Raw genomic sequence first — 18,343 nt, 5'->3', positions numbered from 1 at the left:
TGGCGACAAGTGATCACTCTGATAGGAGTTCTGAGCTGGCCGCAGGGTGCCCGATGCAACAGGATCGGTAACCCGCGCACCTACTCCACCGCTTCCTCCAGGAGTGCCTCAAGCTCTACAGCAAGATACTTCTGCAGATAACTACCGTCCACAAGGCCGGCCTTCCGCGCTTCCTCTTCTCCGATTGTCCGAAGGCTTCCGTCAACAGCTTCAGCCACGCCGAACCCTGTAGCCGAGGAGGGAGACACGGACATGCTCGCCGAATGAAAAATCTCCGGATCGCTTGGAAAAAGGTCCAGTAGTGACCGCTCGTGCCCGGCGTACTTCCAGAACCATGTAGCGACTTCTTCAGGATCAACATAGACGGGGTGCCGCCATACAGCCCCGCGATCGATTCTCTCGACCTCCGGCGTGCTTACGGTACCCCGAAACAACCCAAGCGCCATGCCAAAGCGATTACGGGCCACGATCACAGCCATATGGTAGCCGCCGAACTCGGAAGGAATCGCAAGGACGTCACCGACCTTCCGCATTCTACCGCGAAGCCCAAAAGCGACATTCAATCGTAGTACCTCGCCGCCACGCACATCCGCGAAAGCGATGTCCGATGCTGCCAACGCCGCCATTAGGTGCGCGGCGAACGCGGGGGGTGGCACAGCCGTGCCGGTTGCGGAGTACGCCGACTGCCCGATGAACGCCATGAGACCGCTCGCTTCGTCCAGCACTGCAGCACTCAGCCGACCTGCCCGCGATGCCTGATCCGACTCGTACGGCAGACCTCCGCGCAGTATCGCTGTAAACGTCAGTGGCAACTCGATCGCTTCGTCCAGGTGAGCGCCGAAATCGGGTACTGCTCTGCCGACGATCTCCAAAAACTCTCCCAGCGCGGGCCGATCGCCGATCTCATCGGCAACCGCGGTCACGATTCTGTCTATCCGAGCGACGACCTCGTCCACACGGGGCACGGGTACATCGTCCCAGCCCGCTTCGAGTCGCCTTGGCGGGAGGGTGATTCCGTGCCGTCTTGCCAGTACGAGCACTTCGGGATTCTCCTGGAGAGAAGGATATCCTTCAAGCACTCGCGACATCGCATTGCGGGCGAATAGTTCGTACGCCTGGACAAATTCGGCCAGCGCACAAACGACCGTCCTCGGACTGAACGTAGACGATATCGTCAGGTCGCTACCGGTCTGGCGGAATATTAGTCGCTCGTCATTCTCGGTGAAGCCGAACCTTGCTTCTCCGTTGGTCTCGACTGCCGCCAGAACGGTGCTCATTCCTCTGACGAGGTGGAGCAGCGGGTTCCAGCCCCAGTCGGGACCGACCTCGACGCCGTGCACGACGATGCTGAACCGCCCGAGAAAGTAGTACCAGGACAGCTCGTCTAGGCTGATGAACCGGAGGTCACTCCAGTTCTCCTTACCCGTGGACGAGTAGAGCGCATCGGTTCTGAAAGTGATTTCGATCGATTTCATCGCTTTACAGGGAACGCATTTCGCACGAAGTAGACACCATTCGGACCTACGCTATAGTACACCCGCATCGTATATAGATCCCCCCGCGTCCTACGATCTCTCCCAATGGGTTCCTGATAGGAGAACTCCTTGACGCCGCCATCTCTGTTCTCAGTGTCCTTTACCTCACGTCCACGCCTTAGGACATCTTTGATTATATTTTCACGCGACTTCTTCGTTGTCTCGGGGAGCCACTCCGTCTTGCTTGGATCCTGGAACATCCCCTCGGGCGTGTGATTGAGCTGTATATGAGCATCATCAATCTCTACACATGTATCGTCGTTATGGACGAGAAACGCGTTTTGTCCACTGAAGACGTAATAACTGGGGGTACCGCTGACCGTAAGATTGTATACACGCTGGCGCTGCCTCGTCGATGTCGCTGCGGCGATCCGCATCAGCTCACCCGAGTCGGCGAGCAGTGCATGACCTTTAGTCAACTGTGCCGCCGACAGCCATGCGGCGAGTTCTGGTGCCCAGAAAAGGTGGTCCTTCGTTGCGGAGATCGGTGCCGGCTTGCCCTCGTGCCCGTCGGCGACGACCACTATTCCGACGAAGTCTCTGGTGCTTTCACTAGTAGTGGTCGCTATGACCACCCTAGATATGACCTTTCCGTTTTTCGGGTCGGTTGCCGCCACCTTGTCGCCGACCTTGACCATCTGTATGGCTCGTTTTGAGCCATCGGCCATCAACACTAAGGTGCCTGCTGTGAAACTGTTGCAAGAATCGGAGTCCTTGCGACGATAACGATTAGGTAGTTTAGCCTTCCTGCTCCTCAGAATAATGTCCTGGACGACGCCATCGCCTTCACCTAAGATTCCTGAACTGTAGGCGTACCCATTGGCGCAGGGCGGCTCGTCGCAGCCATTCACACGATCCCAGGCGCGATGGGCATCCTTGTGCTGTTCCCGATCCTTCTTAAGGAAGCGGTTGAGGGCCTCACTCCGGGAGCGCATCTTACGCTCCTGTTCCTTCACCGCCTTTTTGTGTTTTTTCTCTAGGCGCCGTTCCCACTTCGTCTTCTTCTGACCACTGGGCTTATATTTTTTATAGAAGGTGCGATCGGAGTCACGGTTACCTGTGTCGACTCGCAGACCGGATGGATCAGATTGGCCGATGGGGTTGTTACCGGCGTATGAGTAGGGGTTGGCCAGTTCGGGTTTGCGGAGATCAAGGAGAGGGTCGGTACTGATGAACCGGGCTATCGCTGGATCGTAATAGCGTGCCGAAAGGTACGAAAGCCCTGTACTTTTGTCTTCGGTCTTTCCCAGGAAGCCACGATCAGTGAGCGTCAGATCATCTTGGCCGCGACGCTGGCCAAAAGGTCGGTATCGTTCTCTATCGACCTGGCCGGTGGTGGCATCGACGGCAAGCTGCTGGCTGCCCTGGAGGCCGGCGAGCATCCAGGTAAGGCCGTCGGTATTGCGCATGGCCACCATTGTCTCGTTGGCAGTGGAATAGTAGCGTTTAGCGGTCACCGACCCTGCGGATAGCTCAATTTCCATCGCGCCGAGATAGAGGGTGGTAACACCGTCCTCGCGGCGTATCAGACGTTCCCCGGTGGCGTCGTACACCATAGAGCTTGGTTCGCCGCCCACAGTCGCTGCGGCAAGCTGACCTAGTTCATCCCATTCGAATGAACCTTGCTCTCCGGCTACATTCCTGCCGACGAGCTGTCCCGCAGCATCGTAGCTGTAGGTGTCCGTGCCACTGGGGCGAGTAATGGATGTGACGGCGTTGGGGCGGATCGCCGTCGGGCCTGAGGTGGGATATGTGTACGTGGCGGTCTGGTCGCCATCCCGGACGGTGGTGATGTTGCCGACCATGTCGTAGGTGTACGAGAGATCGTAAGGATCGAGGCCCTGCCCGTCGGTCTGACCAGTGCAGGAGGAGGCGGTGGTCGTGTACGCCGATGCCAGGCGTTGCAGGCCGTCGTAGGCAAAGCACTCTGATTGCCCGACTGTGCCCGGGACCGCGGATGACGCATCCAGGATCCGCGTGATATTGCCGCGTACGTCATAGCTGAACACGTCGTCCTGCACGGTTCTCGGTAGGGCGGTGTCGGCCTTGGTCTGTGTGGTGACGCGGCTCAACCACTCGGTCGCCGGATCACGGAGTAGCGTCCGCTTGATGTGGCCGTTCTCACCGAGGGAGCGAGACGCCAACTTGCCAGTCGAAGTAAAGGTGCTGTCTCTCAAGTATGTGAATCCGCCTGCAAAATCAGAAGTCAGGCCGCTGGCCAGACCCTCATCGGTATAGGAGAAGCGAAGCCTCTCCGCCGGGAGTCCACCAACCGCCGGCATGCCCTGCTCGCGCAGGTTGCCAAGTACGTCGTACTCGGAGGTGAAAACATACTGACCGGCTAGTGCTCCTTCGCTGGCCGGAATACTTACTGTAGTGCCGACGGTACGGTATTCGTGATCATACGCAGTGATGGTCTGCGTGTACGGCTGACCGTTCACGTATCGGATGTATGCAGCCGGGTGCCCCTTCTCCGGAATATCGAAGCTCCACTCGGCGAGCTTCGAGCCGGTACCCGTTTCCCCGGCCCACTGTGCCGTTTTCCGACCCAGAGCATCGTATGTGTTGGAGATCTTCTGGCCCTTGCCGTTGGTGCTCCAAGTAACTCTGCCTGCGGCGTCGTAAACAAAGACAGCAGAACCCGAATCCGGATCAGTGGCGGCGACACGACGCCCCAGCCAGTCGTAATTGGCCGTACGAACGTTACCCTTGGCGTCTGTCATCCTCGTCAGATTACCGTTGAGGTCGTATGCGTAGGTGGTGTCGTAGTGGGTCGTCGAATCGATCCACTCTTCGTCTTTGACTGTCTGGCCGAAAACGTCGGTGATTGTTGCGTTCTTGCCACCCGCTGGAGGGATGATCTCTGTCCGTTCCATTCCTGGGTAAACCGTCGTGGTACGGCGCAACTCAGTACCGAGATGGTAGGAGATCGAAGCCGTCTCGCGTTCTTGGTCGTCATAGAGCTTTTTGGTCCACTGTGGTACGGCGGTCGGTTCCGGATTCAGCAAGCCCGACCCGGCGTCGTCCTCGTTGTACAGTGGATCGGATGACGTAGTGACCAGCCCGCGGTTGTCATATCCGGTGATCGACACGATCCGGCCGCCAGCGGGCGATGCGGTCTGGAGCTCACGAGTGCGGCCGAAGCCATCTTCATAAGAGTGAGTCGTAACCCATTTCGCACTTTCCCCTATTCCGGTCATCAGGCGCCGCACACTCGTCCTTGTCGGTCCCGTTGGCTGCCCCCACCCCTCCCAAGGAATGTCGAAGACGACCGTCGCTGTGGGTGTACCACCGCTACGGGACTGACCCGGGCTCCATAACGCCGTGGTGCGCCCGAGGGCGTCGTAGTCGAACTCCGAGACCTTCGCGTTCGCGTCCGTCACCCTGGTCGGCGCTCCATGTCGGTGCGAGGCACGGACGGTCCGAGTGTGGCCGAGCGGATTGGTGACGGTGATCCCGTTGGCGGGCCACCCCACGGCCGGTGAGTAGGAGGTCGTGGTGACCTTGCCCAGTGCGTCGGTGGTGGTCAGCGGCCTGCCGTAGTCGTCGAAGGTGGTCTTGGCGGTCGAGATCGCGCCAGCGCTGGCATAGGAGCGCACCTCGGTGGCGTTGCCATCGGTCGGCTTGTTGGTCGCCGGATCGCTGCCCTGGTCGTACAGAACGACCTTCTTGCCGATCATCGTGCCGGAGGTGCAGTCGTCACCCGCGCGTACCTCGGTCACCGAGGGGAACTCGAGCAGCCATTGCCCTGGGTCGCCGTTGCGGGCGTAGGTGGTGGAGGTGCAGGTGTTGTCGGCGGCGGTGCCGTCCTGGCCGTACTCGTTGACCTTGTTCGGCAGGCCGTCGGCGTTATAGGCGGTGCGCTTGTCGGTGTACCGCCAGCCCCCGCCGGTGACCTTCTCCCGCGACCGCTCACGAGTGGTCAGAACGAAGGCCGGATCCATGGTGCCGGGGCCGTTGCCGGTGGACTGGACGGTGTACTCATAACGGGTGGAATCGACCTCGGTATAGGCACGTGGGCTGAGCGAGGTCATCTTCCATTCCTGCTCCTGCAGAACCACTCCCTGCAGGGCCGCCACATCGGTGACCGTGCCGCCCTCGAAGTGGGGGACGGCCTGACCGGTGCCGCGCAGGAAGGTGCGGGTGGACACGCTGTACCCGGACGGGTCCGTGCCCGAGCCCTCGATGGTCCGTACCTGTCCGTAGCCGCGCCAGTCGGAGCCGGTGGGCGCCTGGTTCGGCTGAGCGAACTGCACCCGGTTGGTCCACCACGGCGAGCCGATGAACTCGTAGTTGTAGACCATGTCCGGCGATCCGGCCACCATGTCCCGCTCGACAATCTTGACCGCGAGCTGCTTGTAGAACCGTGCCCAGCTCTCGTATCCCGAGTCGGGGTCGCTGCCATAGTCGACCTGGTAGCAGTCACCGGTTTTATCAGGCAGGTAATCAGAACCGTCGCGGCCCTTGCCGCCGCCACATGGGTCCGCTTGGCCGTAGGTGACCTCGATACGGCCGCCCATTCCGTTGCCGATCGCCGCGATCCTGGGCACCATCCGCCACGACAGCAGGTCGGTCCAGTCCGAGGTGGTGTCGTAGTCCATCTTCCCGGCCAGCATCACCGCGTCGAAGTCATGTGGTGGCAGGGTGATCTGCTGTTCCCCGGCGACGCCGACCTCGTGCACCGTGTCCAGCCACAGCACCGGGTCGTACGGCGGGCCGAAGTCGGTGCGCTGATAGATCCAGTCGTGGCTGAGGACCAAGCGGCGCACCGGGTCCCACTCACCGGTGTCCGGGTGGCGCGCCTCACTGGATATCGAATCAAGTTTGCGGCTGGAGTAGAACGCGATCGCACTGTTCCCACAGTCGATCGGCAGCGGGCAGTCCAGGTCGGTCGGCTCGTCCACACCGCCCCTGCTGGAGGTACTGAACGTCATCCGCGCGGTCGGCACGCTGCCCGTCACCTGGGTGTTGTGACCCCAGGTCACCTCGGCGAGATGACCGCCCTGGTTGTAGGGCAGCACCCGGTAGGTCTCGTGCAGGCACGAGGGCAGGCAGAAGTAGTTGGTCTCCTCGACATAGGAGTAGTCGGTCACGTTCTCGTTGCGGTCGACCTCCCGGTCCAGGTTCCACCGCCACACCCCGTTGCAGGTCGGCGGGATGGCGTCATTCTCGTACCGGTCGAAGCAGGGTTCACCGGGCTCATTGCCGACATAGGGCACCTGCCACTGCGCGTCGGCGGTGTACCCGAACCGCCAGTCCTGTCCCTTCTCGTCGGTGAGCCGCCAGTACGGCTGACCGTCCGCCCCGCCGCTGACCTGCTCGATCCTCCACCCGAAGTCCGGAACCGTCTTGTACTTGCCCGAGGTACGGTCCTTCACGATCTGCGCGGACCGGCCCCCCGCGCTCAACACCAGTTCCGACTGCGACTTGTCGTTGGTCGTACTGTCGCCGTCGTTCTCATCCGGCGACTCCCAGCACAGAGCCTTGCCGGCGATTCCGTTCGGCTCGGTGGCGATCCAGATCAGGTCGGCGGTCTCGGGGTGGTAGAAGTTGTCCACGTCACAGCGCCGGAAGCGACGCTCGATGAACCCCGCACTCAGATCCCAACCGGCACCGACCACACCGGCCTGGTTGTTGGTCCACTTGCCCTGCCCGTCCACCGACGAGGCGCTGTACTGCAACGACAGATCCGGGCCACTCTCAGCGGGCGAGGGCGGCTCGGGCAGCGGCACGCCGTAATCGAACCCGCCGCCGGAGGTACCGGCCTGCCAGGTGCCCGACGGCTTCAGGTCGGTGGCTCCCCAGTTGCCGTCCGGGCCGGTCATACCCGCCGCAAGGACGTACACCGACCCGGCGGCGAGCTGCGTGGCCAACGCGGCCTCCGCGGCCTTGGCGGCGGCGGCCTTACGGTCCTTGCCCCCCGTCGCCGGAGGCTTAGGCTCGGCCTGGGCGGGGTCGGCCGCGCTTGTCTCGACGTCGGCGACGAGTGTTGCGTTCTTGAGGTCGTTGTGCGCCTTGATCGGCGTCGGCCGGGTGATGCATCCGCGTGGCCGGGGGCTTTGCAGTACACACGCGGGCAGCCGCAGCACCTGCAGACGCCCGGCGAACTGCCCGCCGTAGGCGTCCCGGAACCCCGCATAGGAGAACTCGGCGCGTACCTTCCCGGCCGCCTGCCTGCCATCGGCGCGTACCAGCCGGGCGGCGATACCGACACCGCCGAGCTTGCGCACCGCTTCGGCGGGAAGCGTCTCCACCTTCACCCGGGTGACGTCGCTGCCCTTTGCGGCGGCCACCTTGACGGGAAGGCCATCGGCCTCGGCCAAGGCCCTGCCTGAAAGGCCGACTTCGGCACTGCCCGCCTTGGGCCACACCGGTTCGCGCCGCTTGACCTTGGGCTGAGATTCCTCGGCACCCTTGGTGGTCTTCTTCGCCGGAATCGCCTTACCGTCCACGGACGGCTCAGGGGTTGGACCGGCAGCCGACGCAGACCGCACCAGCGGTTCCGGTGCGCCTATTCCAGAGATAATCAGCAGGGCCGATAATCCGGCCACCATTACCACCAGCCATATTCGCGCACGACGAAAACGCATTCGGTACCCCGTCCAATGACAAACTGGCGCACAGCTACACGCGCCAACAACAGGCCAAAGAATGAATCACCTGGAATGTGAGCCATATCAGGGAATCGGTCAATGCCGGGAAAGTGTCTTTCCCAATGCGTGTAGTCACGAGGTGGCCGACACTGACCGCATGAAGACTGGTCAGATGATGCGTCTGGGTCCGCGGCCCGGATTAGTGTGACTTACATCACAACGAAGGATTGTTTTATCGAACGCTATGGGCGAACCGCCGCCATGTAACCCACGCGCTCGATGGGGTCTATGCGGACGACGGCTCCTGTGTGCGGGGCGTTCACCATGTGGGTGGCCGACATGGCCAGGCCCACGTGATCGGGGCCGGGCCGGGCTGGGTCGGTCTCGTAGAAGATCAGGTCGCCAGGGGAGATCTGGCTCTTGGCTACGTGTGAGCCCGCTCGCCACTGTTCGTAGGTGGTGGTGCCGATTCGGACGCCTGCTTGTGCCCAGGCGTACTCGGTGAGGCCGGAGCAGTCGAAGCCCCGGATTCGTGCACCGCGGCCGATGCCGAAACTGGGACCTTCCGGTCCCCCGCCGCCCCAGGAGTAGGGAACGCCGAGCATCGTCAGGGCAGCGCGAGTTGCTATTGCCCCTTGGTTCGAAGCGGGGTCGGCCTGCGCGTTGGGAGATTGGCGGCTGCACAGGGACACGGCCGCGGTCTTGTGGCGGGCGCTGAGGGCGTTGGCCACCTGCCCGAGGCTCAGACCTGGGCCGCTGGGGTGGGTGCAGGTGGAGGTGACGGCTTGGTGGGCGCCGCCGGTTGCTGCGGCGAGCAGGACGATACCGATGACCAGGCCGGTGCCGGTTGCTACGGCCGTTGTGAGCCCGATCATTCGGTGGCCTGGGCCGGGAGTTCGCGCGGGCCGAGGTGGGGCCAGTGGGTGGCGAGGGTGGCCAGGCGGAGGCGGGGGTTGGGGGTGTGCAGGGGGAGCCAGCGTTGGCCGGCGGGGCCGTCGTTGATCAGGCCGCCGGTGCGGGAGGTGGTGGCGATGGGGACGGTTTGGGCGGCCGGGTGCTGGAGGAGGCGGGTGCGGAGGTTGGCTTCGCGGCGGTCGCTGTGGACGGAGAACAGGACGGGCGTGACGATGGCGGTGCGCTGGGCGAGGAGGGCGTAGCCGTCGAGTTTGGCGGCGACACGGTCCAGGGGTTCGGTGCCGGTGTCGTGTTCGAGGAAGAAGTCCAGGGTGTGGCCGTCTTCGTGCCAGCGTGCGTAGCCGTCGGGGCGTACGGTCTGGCCCCATTGGGCGGTGCAGCGGTGTTCGGGCCACCAGGTGACCAGACGGGCGTTTTCGTGGCGGCGGGCGAAGGCGGCGAGGGTGGCGTGGAAGTCGTTGACGCCGACCAGGTGGGTGAGGCGTTGGTTGTGGGCGATGCCGAGGGCGCGGTCGCGGCGGTAGCCGAGGGTGGCGAACTCGATGCCATCTTCGGAGGCCAGGACGGCGGCTCCGGCCGCGCCGATGACGTAGTGGTAGGGGGCGGCTCCGGCGCCGACGGGGAGGTTGGGGCGGAAGCGTTCGAGTACGCCCATGTGGTGCAGGGTGAGCAGCCGCTTGCGGGTGGCGGTGTCGGTGTCGAAGAAGAGCTGGGTGATCTGGGGTGAGGTCAGGACGCGGTGGTCCCAGACGGCGCGCAGGATCTTGCGGTCGCGGGGCGTGAGACGTACGGCGAGCGCGGCCAGGACGGCGGGCGTGAAGCGGGACTGGGTCATGGGTGGTGCTCCTTTTCAGTGGGTTCGTGGATCGTTGGGTACGGGGATGGCGGTTTGGCGGCCGTGGGCGTGGGCTGCTGCGGCGCGGACCTGAGCGGCGACGTTGGGGGCGGGTTCGGGCAGGGGGCGGGTCCGCAGGGTGAAGGGCGGGGCTTCGGCTGAGCGGACGACCAGGCGGGCGGCGGCCTGGAAGGCGTCCAGGTTGGCCAGGTCATGGGCGGACAGGTGCGGGATGAAGTGCCGTTCGGCCTCGCGGGCGTCCTCCGGCGACAGCGAGAAGTAGATCTTGTTGCGGGCGTCGGAGGAGATGGCCTGGCGCAGGTGGCGTGGTAGCTGGGCGAGGTGCTGGTGGGCCAGTACGAGTGACACGCGGTAGGCGCGGGCCTCGGCGAGCATGTCGCTCAGCGCGTGCGGGAGGGTGAGAAAGTTGTGCGCCTCGTCGCAGTAGAGCGCGGCGTGGCCGCGTGGGCGGCCGAGTTTGGCGCGGCGGGCGGCGGCCTGCCACACCTGGGCGAGGATGACCGAGCCGAGCAGGCGTGCGGTGTCGTCCCCGAGGACGCCCTTGGGCAGGCGGACCAGCAGGATGCCGCCGTCGAGTACGTCGGCCAGGTCGAAGGTGGAGGTGGCCGAGCCGAGGATGTCGCGGACGAACGGGCGGAGCAGGAAGGCCCGCAGTTTGTTCATGATCGGGGCGGTGACGTTGGCCTGGGATTGTTCAGACAGGCTGTCGTACCAGTTCCAGAAGCCGCGCAGGATCGGGTCGCCCAGGGTGGCGGTGGCGCGTTGGCGGCGGGCCGGGTCGGTGAGCAGGTCGGGGATGTCGGCGAGGGTGCCGCCGGTGCGGGCCAGGGTGAGCGCGCAGCCGCGCAGGATGTCGTCGGTACGCGGGCCCCAGTAGTCGCTGTAGATGGTGTGGAAGATGCCGACGAGGTTGTCCACGGTCATGTCGGCGTCTGTGGACGGGCCGCCGAGGGCGTTGAGGGAGGGGCGGGGGTGGCGGTCGTCGGGGTCGATGAGGACGACCTTGGCGGCGTGCTCGGGCGGGATGAGTCCGAGGAGGTCGCGGACTAGGTCGCCTTTGGCTTCGATGACCACGGTGCCGCGCCCGGCCTGGATGTCGGAGAGGATCATCTGGGCGAGGAGGGTGGATTTGCCGGTTCCGTTGGGGCCGAGGACGTGGACGTGGTGGCAGGAGTCGGCGACGCGTAGCGCGACGGGGCGTTCGTGGCCGACGTCGGAGACGCCCAGGATCTTGCCGGTCACCGGGATGGCCGGTGTCGGCGGGACGCTGTTGGCGCCCGCGCGGGTCAGCCCGGGTACGGCGGGGTCGAGTGGGAGGTGGGCGAGCGCCGCGAGTTCGGGGAGGGAGAGGAGGAAGCCGCGGCCGAGTCGGCGGTCGGCGAGTCGGCGGGCCGGGGCGGGCAGGCGGTGGCGTTGCAGGCGGTTGTGCCCGTTGTAGAGGGCGAACGCCGATGCGAGGGCGTGGGCGCGGCCGGTGAGTGCGTCCCGGGCGGAGCGTGGGTCGTTGGCTTGTACGGCGTAGCGGATGGCGACTTCGTAGCGGGGTCGTTGCGCCTTGTCGCGGATGGCTCGGGCTTCGGCGGACTCCTCCAGCCTGGCCACTCGGTCGGGGGTCGGGTGATAGCCGTGGCCGGGAGTGATGAGGTCGAGTACGGCGCGTACCGGTCGGACCAGGAGCGGCAGGCCGGAAAGGCGCCTGCCGGTGGCAGGGCGGGCCAGGATCTGGACGGCAGCGTGTTGCCACTGTGGCATGCCGGTTGCCGCGCCGAGCAGGGCGCGGAGCGGGTCGATGCTGTGGCCGTGCCGGATCGGCAGCCGTTCCCCGCGGGCGGGCAGAAAGCTGCCGCCGATCGCGCGGCCGGTGAGCGGGACGGGCGGGGTGGCGTCGGCCGGTCGGGTACGGCAGGACGGCCAGGCGGCCTCGACGGCGCGTTCCACCAGGTGTTGTGGGATCACGCCCGGCACCCAGATCCGGATGCGGACGCCGTTGATGCCGAAGAGGTACTCGAAGGCGAGGTGCGGCTGGCCGAGCAGCAGGCGTTTCCAGGCTGGGTGGAGCAGGCCGATGAAGTTGGCCCACAGCGTTTCGGCGGCGGGCATGTCGGCGACCGGTGGGGCGAGGATCTCGACGCAGCGGGCGTCTCGGGTGAGGCGGCGGTGGCGTAGGCGCTGGACGGTCGCGTGGGTGAGGGGGACGGCGGCGGCGACGGTGAAGGCGAGAAGGTGGCTCATGTCAGGCGCCGTCCACGGCGGTGGTGAGGGACCAGGCGCCGATGATGTCGGCCTTGGCCCGGCTGCCCGCCGGAGGGATGGCGGCGAGGAACCATCCGGCGCGGTCGATCGAGACGCGGCGGGCGTAGTACGCGCGGCGGGCCAGCTCAGTCTTGGCGAAACGGATCGGCGCGGGGGAGGCGGTCGCGGGCAGGAAGCGCTGGCGGTCGTGTAGGCCGTACCAGGCCAGCGCGCCGCCATCGGCGGTGCGCAACGCGTAGATGGGCGGCAGGACGCGGGCGGCGTGGCGGAACCACCACTGGCCGCGTAGGACGGCACGGTCGGCGAGTACGGCGCGGGCGGCCTGCGTGGTGTGCTCGCCGGGGGCGAGTAGGGTCCGTGCCTGCTTGGCGCGGTGGGCGCTGGCGACCGACCAGCCGTGGGCATGGGCGACCTGGAGCGGGTCGGCGATCAGGCCGGTTCGGGTGCCTGCGTCCAGGGCGGTGGCCTGGCCCTGGGCGTCCAGGTGTGGCTGTGGCACCTGCCTGTCCGTACGGGACGCGGCCACGACCCGCCATCCTGCGGTGGTCTCCTCGAAGATAAGGTGGGTGCGGGCGGTGGCTCCGGTGTAGGTGATCGTGGCGAGGAACCATCGGGCGCGGCCTGGTTGGGGGCGGGGGATGGTGTAGCGGGCCTCGCTGATCGGGGGCGGGGGTGAGATGGGGTCGTTGGTCTTGGCGGCGAGGCGGAACTGCGTGCGGGTGAGCTTCAGGGCCAGGCCGGCTTCGGCATGCTCCATTCCTCGTCCGCCGGCGTGGAGGGCGCGAAGGTACGCCTGCTGGTAGGCGTGGTGGATGCGGCGGGCTTCGGTCTGGGTGAGCTGCTGGCGGGGTTGGACGGTGGCGTGAGTTTCTTTGGCCTGGCCGCAGGCAACGCAGAGCGTGAGCTGGGCGGCCAGCAGGGCGGTGGCGACGGGGCGGATGATCATATGTCCTCCTCAGGATCGAAATTCGGGTTGGTGGTGAGTTCGGCGAGTTCTGCGGGGTCGCTGGTGACGGTGTCGTGCTCCCAGGCGCTGCTGATCACCTGGAAGGCGACGCGTTGCCGTCCGGCTGCGAGCAGGCCCATCCCGCGTTCGGCGGACAGCAGGAGCTGACGTTCTCCATCGGAGAGCTGGAAGGCGTCGGTGACGGTGTCGATGGCCTGCGGAGCTTGGCGGAGCAGGATCTGGGTGGTGGAGTTACCGATCACCGCTTGGCCGATGTCGGAGCCGAGAAGGTCGGCGGCGTCCTGAGTGATCACTGACAGGCCGGCCCAATGTTTACGGGCGGCTTTGGCCATCTTGAGCAGGAATTTCGCGCCTTCGGGTTCGCGCATCAGCAGCCACGCCTCATCGACGACGACCAGGCGGGGGCGGCGGTCGGCCGGGTCGGACACGCGTCGCCAGACGGCGTCCAGGGTGAGCAGGGTGCCGACCGGCTTGAGTTCGTCGGGCAGGTCGCGCAGCGAGAAGACGATCAGGTGGGAGTCGGGGTGGGTGGTGGTCTGGCCGTCGAACAGGCGGCGGTGACTCCCGGTGACGTACGGGGCGAGCCCGGCGGCGAGCTGCTGCGCGTGCGGGTCGGGGTCGGCGGCGAGTGCGGTGGCCAGATCGCGCATGAGCGGTGGGCGGCGCTGCCAAGTGTTCGGTTCGACGGTGATGCCGGCGTTTCGATAGGTGGCCAGAATGGCGCGGTCGAGGGCGGCCTTGGCGGTGTTGGGCAGCGGTTCGCCGAGCATGACCGCGACCAAGGTGTGCAGGAACAGGGCGCGGCGGGTGAGCGGATCGTCGCCGGGGCCACTGCGAGGCGGCAGGTCGAAAGGGTTGAGCCGGACGTCGGGGGCGCCGAAGTGGAGGTAGGCGCCGCCGACGGTTTCGGCGAGGCGGGCGTACTCGTCTTCGGGGTCGATGACGGCGACTTCGACCCCTTGGTACAGGGAGCGCAGGGCCTCCAGCTTGGCTAGGTAGGACTTTCCGCTGCCGCTGCTGGCCAGGATGACGGAGTTGTGGTTGGCCTGGGCGAAGCGGTCCCAGGCGACCAGGGACGCCGAGGACAGGTTGACTCCGTACAGGACGGCGGTGGGGCCGGGTTCGGTGGTCAGGTCGGGTGAGGTGAAGGGGAAGGCGGCGGCCAAGGCGGGGGTGTCGAAGCTGCGCCGCAGGTCGAGGTTGTCGTAGGCGAGGGGGAGGGAGCTGATCCAGCGTTGGAGTTGCCGGTAGGTGAGCGGCCGGGCATCCAGGAGGAGGGATGCGGCCAGGGCACGTACCTGGGCGCATGCCTCATCAAGGGCTTGTGGCGTGGTGGCGTGCACGGTCAGGTAGATCGAGGCGCGGAACAGTTTGGCCTGACCGCGGGCGATGCGGGCGGCGAGGTCCTGGGCGTCTTCGGCGGCGGCTTCGGTACCAGGGTCCAGGAGGCGTCCGTGCTGGTGGTCGCTGCGCAGCCCGGACTCCAGGCGGGCGAACTGCTTGCGCAACCGGTCTGAGGCGATGAGCGAGGGCACCGGCTCGATGTGCAGGGAGACGTCCAGGCGGCCGGGGTAGGTGAGCAAGGGTTCCAGCCATCCGGGGGCGACCTCACGGGGGTAGCCGGTGATCGCGAGGGTGGCGCAGACACCGTCGGTGACGTGCAACCTTCGGGGCTGGACCTCGATCGAGTCAGGGCCGAAGTGGATGGTCACCGGGAGCCTCCGATCACGTCGTCGCCGTCGGGCAGTGGTGGTGCGGTGGGGTCGAAGCAGGAGGTCAGCAGGGCATGGACGGCGGTGGCCGGGAGCGGCCGGACCACCAGTCCGCCGGCCGACAGTACGCGTGCGGCCTCGTCCAGCCGGCGCAGGGCCGTACTGCCGTGCGGGCCTGCGGCGGGTTCGCGGACGATGAGCAGGACCTGGCGGCGCAGCAGGTCATGCCGGGCCGACAGGTCAGTGAGGAAGGCGGCGTGCTCGGCGGCGGCGTGTGAGAGTGCCGGGTGGGGCAGGGCGGGAGCGGAGTTGCGCAGGTCGGCGATGGCGGCCGACAGATCGATGCGCTCGGCGCGTACCAGGACCTGGACCTGGCCGGACAGCGCGTTGAGCCACCGGGCGAAGGCGGACACGAGCGCGTCCTGCTCCTCGGCCGTACGCAGCGCGAAGTTGACGGTGGAGACCTCGGCCACGGCGGCGACGCCGTCCGGGCCCAGGTCGATCAGGCCGTGCTCGGTGACGCCACGGGCGGGCAGCCGCAGCGGGGACGGTGATGGCCCCGGGCGAGCAGCTATCCAGGTGGGTGGGGCTGGGGCGGCGGATCGGGTCATGTGCTTGGCGGCGCGTCGGTGGCGCAGGGCGGCGAGGACGTAGCGGTCCAGGGAGATACCGTCGTGCCGCCCGATGGCCAGCACGATGCCCGCGACCGCGATGGGCACGGCGAGGACGGCCAGGGCCAGCGGCGGGACGTGGTCGGCCAGGAGCAGGTAGCCGCCGTACAGCAGGGCGCCGGTGCCGCCGAAGATGATGATCTGACGCGCGGTGAAGCCTCCGATGATCTTGTCTGGGGCCTCGACGTCGGCGGGGATGCGGACGATGTCGTTCATCGCTTGTCACCGCCCTTGCGGCGGGCGGGCGGCTTGCGGCGCGGGGCTCGCCGCGGTTCTCCGGCCACTCGGGCGTGCCGGGAATCGGCGCGCCGGGCGCGACGATCGGACGGACCTGGGTGCCGCCGGTTGCCTTGGGCGGGGTGGCCACGCTCTGGTTGCGGAGGTGGTACATCTGCCCGAGTCCGGCCGGGCCTCTGGCGTAGTAGGTCTCGCGCGGGTAGCCGTAGACGGGGGTGGTCGCGGGGACCGGGCCGGGAGGGTTGGGAGTGGGCCGGTACTTCCCCGGCATCGGCGGCCCGGTCGGCGCGTGCTTGATCGGGGTCGGGGCCCATTGCTGCGGCGGACGGCGGGCACCGACCGGGGCGTGCTTGAACGGCCCGCTGCCACCCCGTGCCGCGGCGGCAGCGGTGCCGGCAAAACCGGTTGCCGCTCCTGCCGGTCCTGCCATCACCGGCAAGGCCCGACCTGTCATGGCAGTGGCCGCTGCCGTCTTCTTGCCGCTGCGGCCTCGCCCGAGGTGCAGCGCGTTCAGGATCGGCGAGGCGAGCCGGTAGGCGATGGCGTACTTGACGATCCGGGCGATCGTCGAACCGCGGCCACGGTGGGTGAAGACCGTACGCGACACCCAGCCGGGGATGCGCACCAAGATGATCAACAGGCACAGGGCGATCAGCAGGTTGTAGAGCTGGCCGTGGAGTGTCAGCCCGACGATCTGACGGCCGTCCTGGTTGAAGAAGATCCGCACCGCAGCCACCAGGGTCATGGACTGGCCGATCTGGATGAGCAGCAGACCGGTGAACGCCCGGCCCCACAGCCGGGCCGCCCCGTCGGTGTGCGGCAGGGCCAGGCAGGCCAGCGCGAGAGGCGCGACGATGACCAGCAGGATCGTCATGGCGATGCGGAACATAAAGGTGATCAGTAGAAGGATCAGCAGGATGACCGCGACCAGGGCGAGCAGGACGTAGAAGATCTCGCCGTCGTTGTAGGGCAGGATCATCGTCCGGATGGCGTTGGCCGCGCGTGTCGCGTCGAAGTCCTGGCCGAGCAGTGCGAGCGAGACGCCGTTGGCCAGCCGGACGGCTTCGATCGTGAAGAACAGGCTGAAGTTCGCGGCCCCGAACGCCACGACCAGGCGCGGCAGTACCTCTTTGATCGCGTACCGGGTCTGTACCGTGCCATGGCCCATGACCAACACCCCGGCGGCGATCACCAGGACCACGAACCCGCTATTGGCCATGACCGCGCTCGCCTGCCACAGATCGTGGATCCGCGGCTGTCCCTCGATGTCCGGTGTGGCCAGCAGGGTCTCGGCCAGGGCACTCAGCAGGGGGCGGATCGCCATAGCGACGAGCTGGGCGAACCAGTTGTTGATCTGTCCGTTCACCCAGCCGCCCAGGTCCAGCCCGAACGGCGGAGCCGGAGGAGAAGTGGGGCTGGGGGTGGGTGCCGGCGTCGGTGCGGCGGCAGCGGGCCCGGCAATGGCGATCACGGCCAGTGCCGGTGCGGCAACGGTTGCGGCAACCGGGACGGCAACGATGGCAACAGGCCGGAAGGCGCCCGGCCAAGGGGCCGCCATCACCCGCTCACCAGATGCCGCAGGACGTTCACCAGCAGCGGCGCCAATACGGCCAGCGTGTAACCGAACGCGCTCGCCTTCAGTGCCGCCTTGGCCTTGTGTACCTCTCCCGGATCGCCACCCGCGATCAGGTACCGCACCCCGCCGACGGTGAGCATCAGTGTGGCCAGGGCCGCGAGCAGGCCGACCAGCCAGGTTCGCGTGTTGTCGAAGACCCTGCCGAGATCTTCCGGGCGGGTCGGCGGGGAGGGCGGTGGGTTGGCGATCATCCCGAACGCGACGGTTGCCAGTGTGGCAACGACCACGGCAACGATTGCCACGACCACCACGGCGTTCCGTAGCCGCCGCTGCCACCGCCTGCCGGGCGTTGCCGTTTCGGCAGGCGGGGTGGCGGCCCTACCGGTCAGCGGCGGGGCGTCCTGCGGCCGTCGCGAGGGTGCTGCCGCTCTTGCCGGGGCTGGTCGGGGTGGGGGAAAGAGGGGCCGCGCGGAGCCGGAGGTGACGCCCCTGCCTCCTTTCTCAAGGTCGGAGTCGGATGCGATATCTGAGGTGATCCGGCTCCGCGCGGAGTTCATGGATGTCGCGTCGAGGGGGGCGATCGCCCGCGCGCCGGTACGAAACCGTTCCTGAGCCTGCCGCGCCTGCGCGCACAAGCGGAAACGCAGGTTGGGCTGGTCAAGGTCGGTAGTACGGACCGCGTCAAGGAAGCGGGTCAGTACCTCGTGATCGATGACCGCCACATCCGGTACCCGCCTCCCGGCGGTGATCTCGTCGGCGATCCGGCCGGCGATCGCGCGCAGGGTAGGCAACGCGATCCCGGTGATGGCGGCCTGCCACAACGGGCCCCCAGTACGAGCACGGCTGACCAACTCCCGCCACACCGCATCACGGGTCGCGCCGCTCAGCAGGGGATGCCGCAGCATGCTGCGCAGCTCGTTCAACGGGATCGGCCGCTGCGGGAGATCGGGCGCGAGCGTCCCGTCGATCATCAAGCAGTGCGGCTGCTCGCAAAGAAGCTGGAAGAGATGCTCGACGGCGTCCAACGT

At 66.7% G+C, this 18,343-nt stretch carries 10 protein-coding genes; 1 reads left to right on the top strand and 9 read right to left on the bottom strand.

The window, feature by feature from the left end; translation table 11 throughout:
* Positions 1-80 precede the first annotated feature (80 nt).
* The 8 genes from ACH34R_RS19380 to ACH34R_RS19345 all read right to left on the bottom strand — a co-directional run bounded on the left by ACH34R_RS19380 (position 81) and on the right by ACH34R_RS19345 (position 15,718).
* The gene (locus tag ACH34R_RS19380; RefSeq protein WP_397562836.1) at positions 81-1,475 is read right to left on the bottom strand and encodes a hypothetical protein; all 1,395 of its coding nucleotides are present in this window, start codon (positions 1,473-1,475) and stop codon (positions 81-83) included.
* Positions 1,472-7,987, bottom strand: a complete 6,516-nt coding sequence (locus tag ACH34R_RS19375) for an RHS repeat-associated core domain-containing protein (protein ID WP_397562835.1) — start codon at positions 7,985-7,987, stop codon at positions 1,472-1,474. The genes ACH34R_RS19380 and ACH34R_RS19375 overlap by 4 nt, the downstream gene beginning before the upstream one ends.
* 383 nt (positions 7,988-8,370) lie before the next feature.
* On the bottom strand, positions 8,371-9,003 hold the full coding sequence (locus ACH34R_RS19370) for a C40 family peptidase (RefSeq protein ID WP_397562834.1): 633 nt from the start codon (positions 9,001-9,003) through the stop codon (positions 8,371-8,373).
* Positions 9,000-9,878 (bottom strand): replication-relaxation family protein, encoded by an 879-nt coding sequence (locus ACH34R_RS19365; RefSeq protein WP_397562833.1) that lies wholly within the window; start codon positions 9,876-9,878, stop codon positions 9,000-9,002. Before ACH34R_RS19365 ends, ACH34R_RS19370 begins: the two co-directional genes overlap by 4 nt.
* 15 nt (positions 9,879-9,893) lie before the next feature.
* Positions 9,894-12,131, bottom strand: coding sequence for a type IV secretory system conjugative DNA transfer family protein (locus ACH34R_RS19360; protein ID WP_397562832.1), 2,238 nt, complete (start codon positions 12,129-12,131; stop codon positions 9,894-9,896).
* Position 12,132: 1 nt separating this feature from the next.
* Entirely contained in the window at positions 12,133-13,098 is a 966-nt protein-coding gene (locus ACH34R_RS19355) for a hypothetical protein (protein ID WP_397562831.1), read from the bottom strand.
* On the bottom strand, positions 13,095-14,831 hold the full coding sequence (locus ACH34R_RS19350) for a VirB4 family type IV secretion system protein (RefSeq protein ID WP_397562830.1): 1,737 nt from the start codon (positions 14,829-14,831) through the stop codon (positions 13,095-13,097). Before ACH34R_RS19350 ends, ACH34R_RS19355 begins: the two co-directional genes overlap by 4 nt.
* The gene (locus ACH34R_RS19345; RefSeq protein WP_397562829.1) at positions 14,828-15,718 is read right to left on the bottom strand and encodes a PrgI family protein; all 891 of its coding nucleotides are present in this window, start codon (positions 15,716-15,718) and stop codon (positions 14,828-14,830) included. The genes ACH34R_RS19350 and ACH34R_RS19345 overlap by 4 nt, the downstream gene beginning before the upstream one ends.
* A 520-nt stretch (positions 15,719-16,238) precedes the next feature.
* Here ACH34R_RS19345 and ACH34R_RS19340 point away from each other — a divergent pair.
* The gene (locus ACH34R_RS19340) at positions 16,239-16,643 is read left to right on the top strand and encodes a hypothetical protein (protein ID WP_397562828.1); all 405 of its coding nucleotides are present in this window, start codon (positions 16,239-16,241) and stop codon (positions 16,641-16,643) included.
* Positions 16,644-17,296: 653 nt separating this feature from the next.
* Here ACH34R_RS19340 and ACH34R_RS19335 read toward each other — a convergent pair.
* On the bottom strand, positions 17,297-18,340 hold the full coding sequence (locus tag ACH34R_RS19335) for a hypothetical protein (protein WP_397562827.1): 1,044 nt from the start codon (positions 18,338-18,340) through the stop codon (positions 17,297-17,299).
* Positions 18,341-18,343 lie beyond the last annotated feature (3 nt).

It is taken from the genome of Spongiactinospora sp. 9N601 (assembly GCF_044326295.1).
GTDB lineage: Bacteria > Actinomycetota > Actinomycetes > Streptosporangiales > Streptosporangiaceae > Spongiactinospora > Spongiactinospora gelatinilytica.
This window is presented reverse-complemented; position numbering and strand designations above follow the sequence as displayed.

Excerpts from the sequence above, each read along its gene's own strand:
- ACH34R_RS19380 (WP_397562836.1), bottom strand. The coding sequence starts at position 1,475 with ATGAAATCGATCGAAATCACTTTCAGAACCGATGCGCTCTACTCGTCC.
- ACH34R_RS19370 (WP_397562834.1), bottom strand. The coding sequence starts at position 9,003 with ATGATCGGGCTCACAACGGCCGTAGCAACCGGCACCGGCCTGGTCATC.
- ACH34R_RS19365 (WP_397562833.1), bottom strand. The coding sequence starts at position 9,878 with ATGACCCAGTCCCGCTTCACGCCCGCCGTCCTGGCCGCGCTCGCCGTA.
- ACH34R_RS19360 (WP_397562832.1), bottom strand. The coding sequence starts at position 12,131 with ATGAGCCACCTTCTCGCCTTCACCGTCGCCGCCGCCGTCCCCCTCACC.
- ACH34R_RS19355 (WP_397562831.1), bottom strand. The coding sequence starts at position 13,098 with ATGATCATCCGCCCCGTCGCCACCGCCCTGCTGGCCGCCCAGCTCACG.
- ACH34R_RS19345 (WP_397562829.1), bottom strand. The coding sequence starts at position 15,718 with ATGAACGACATCGTCCGCATCCCCGCCGACGTCGAGGCCCCAGACAAG.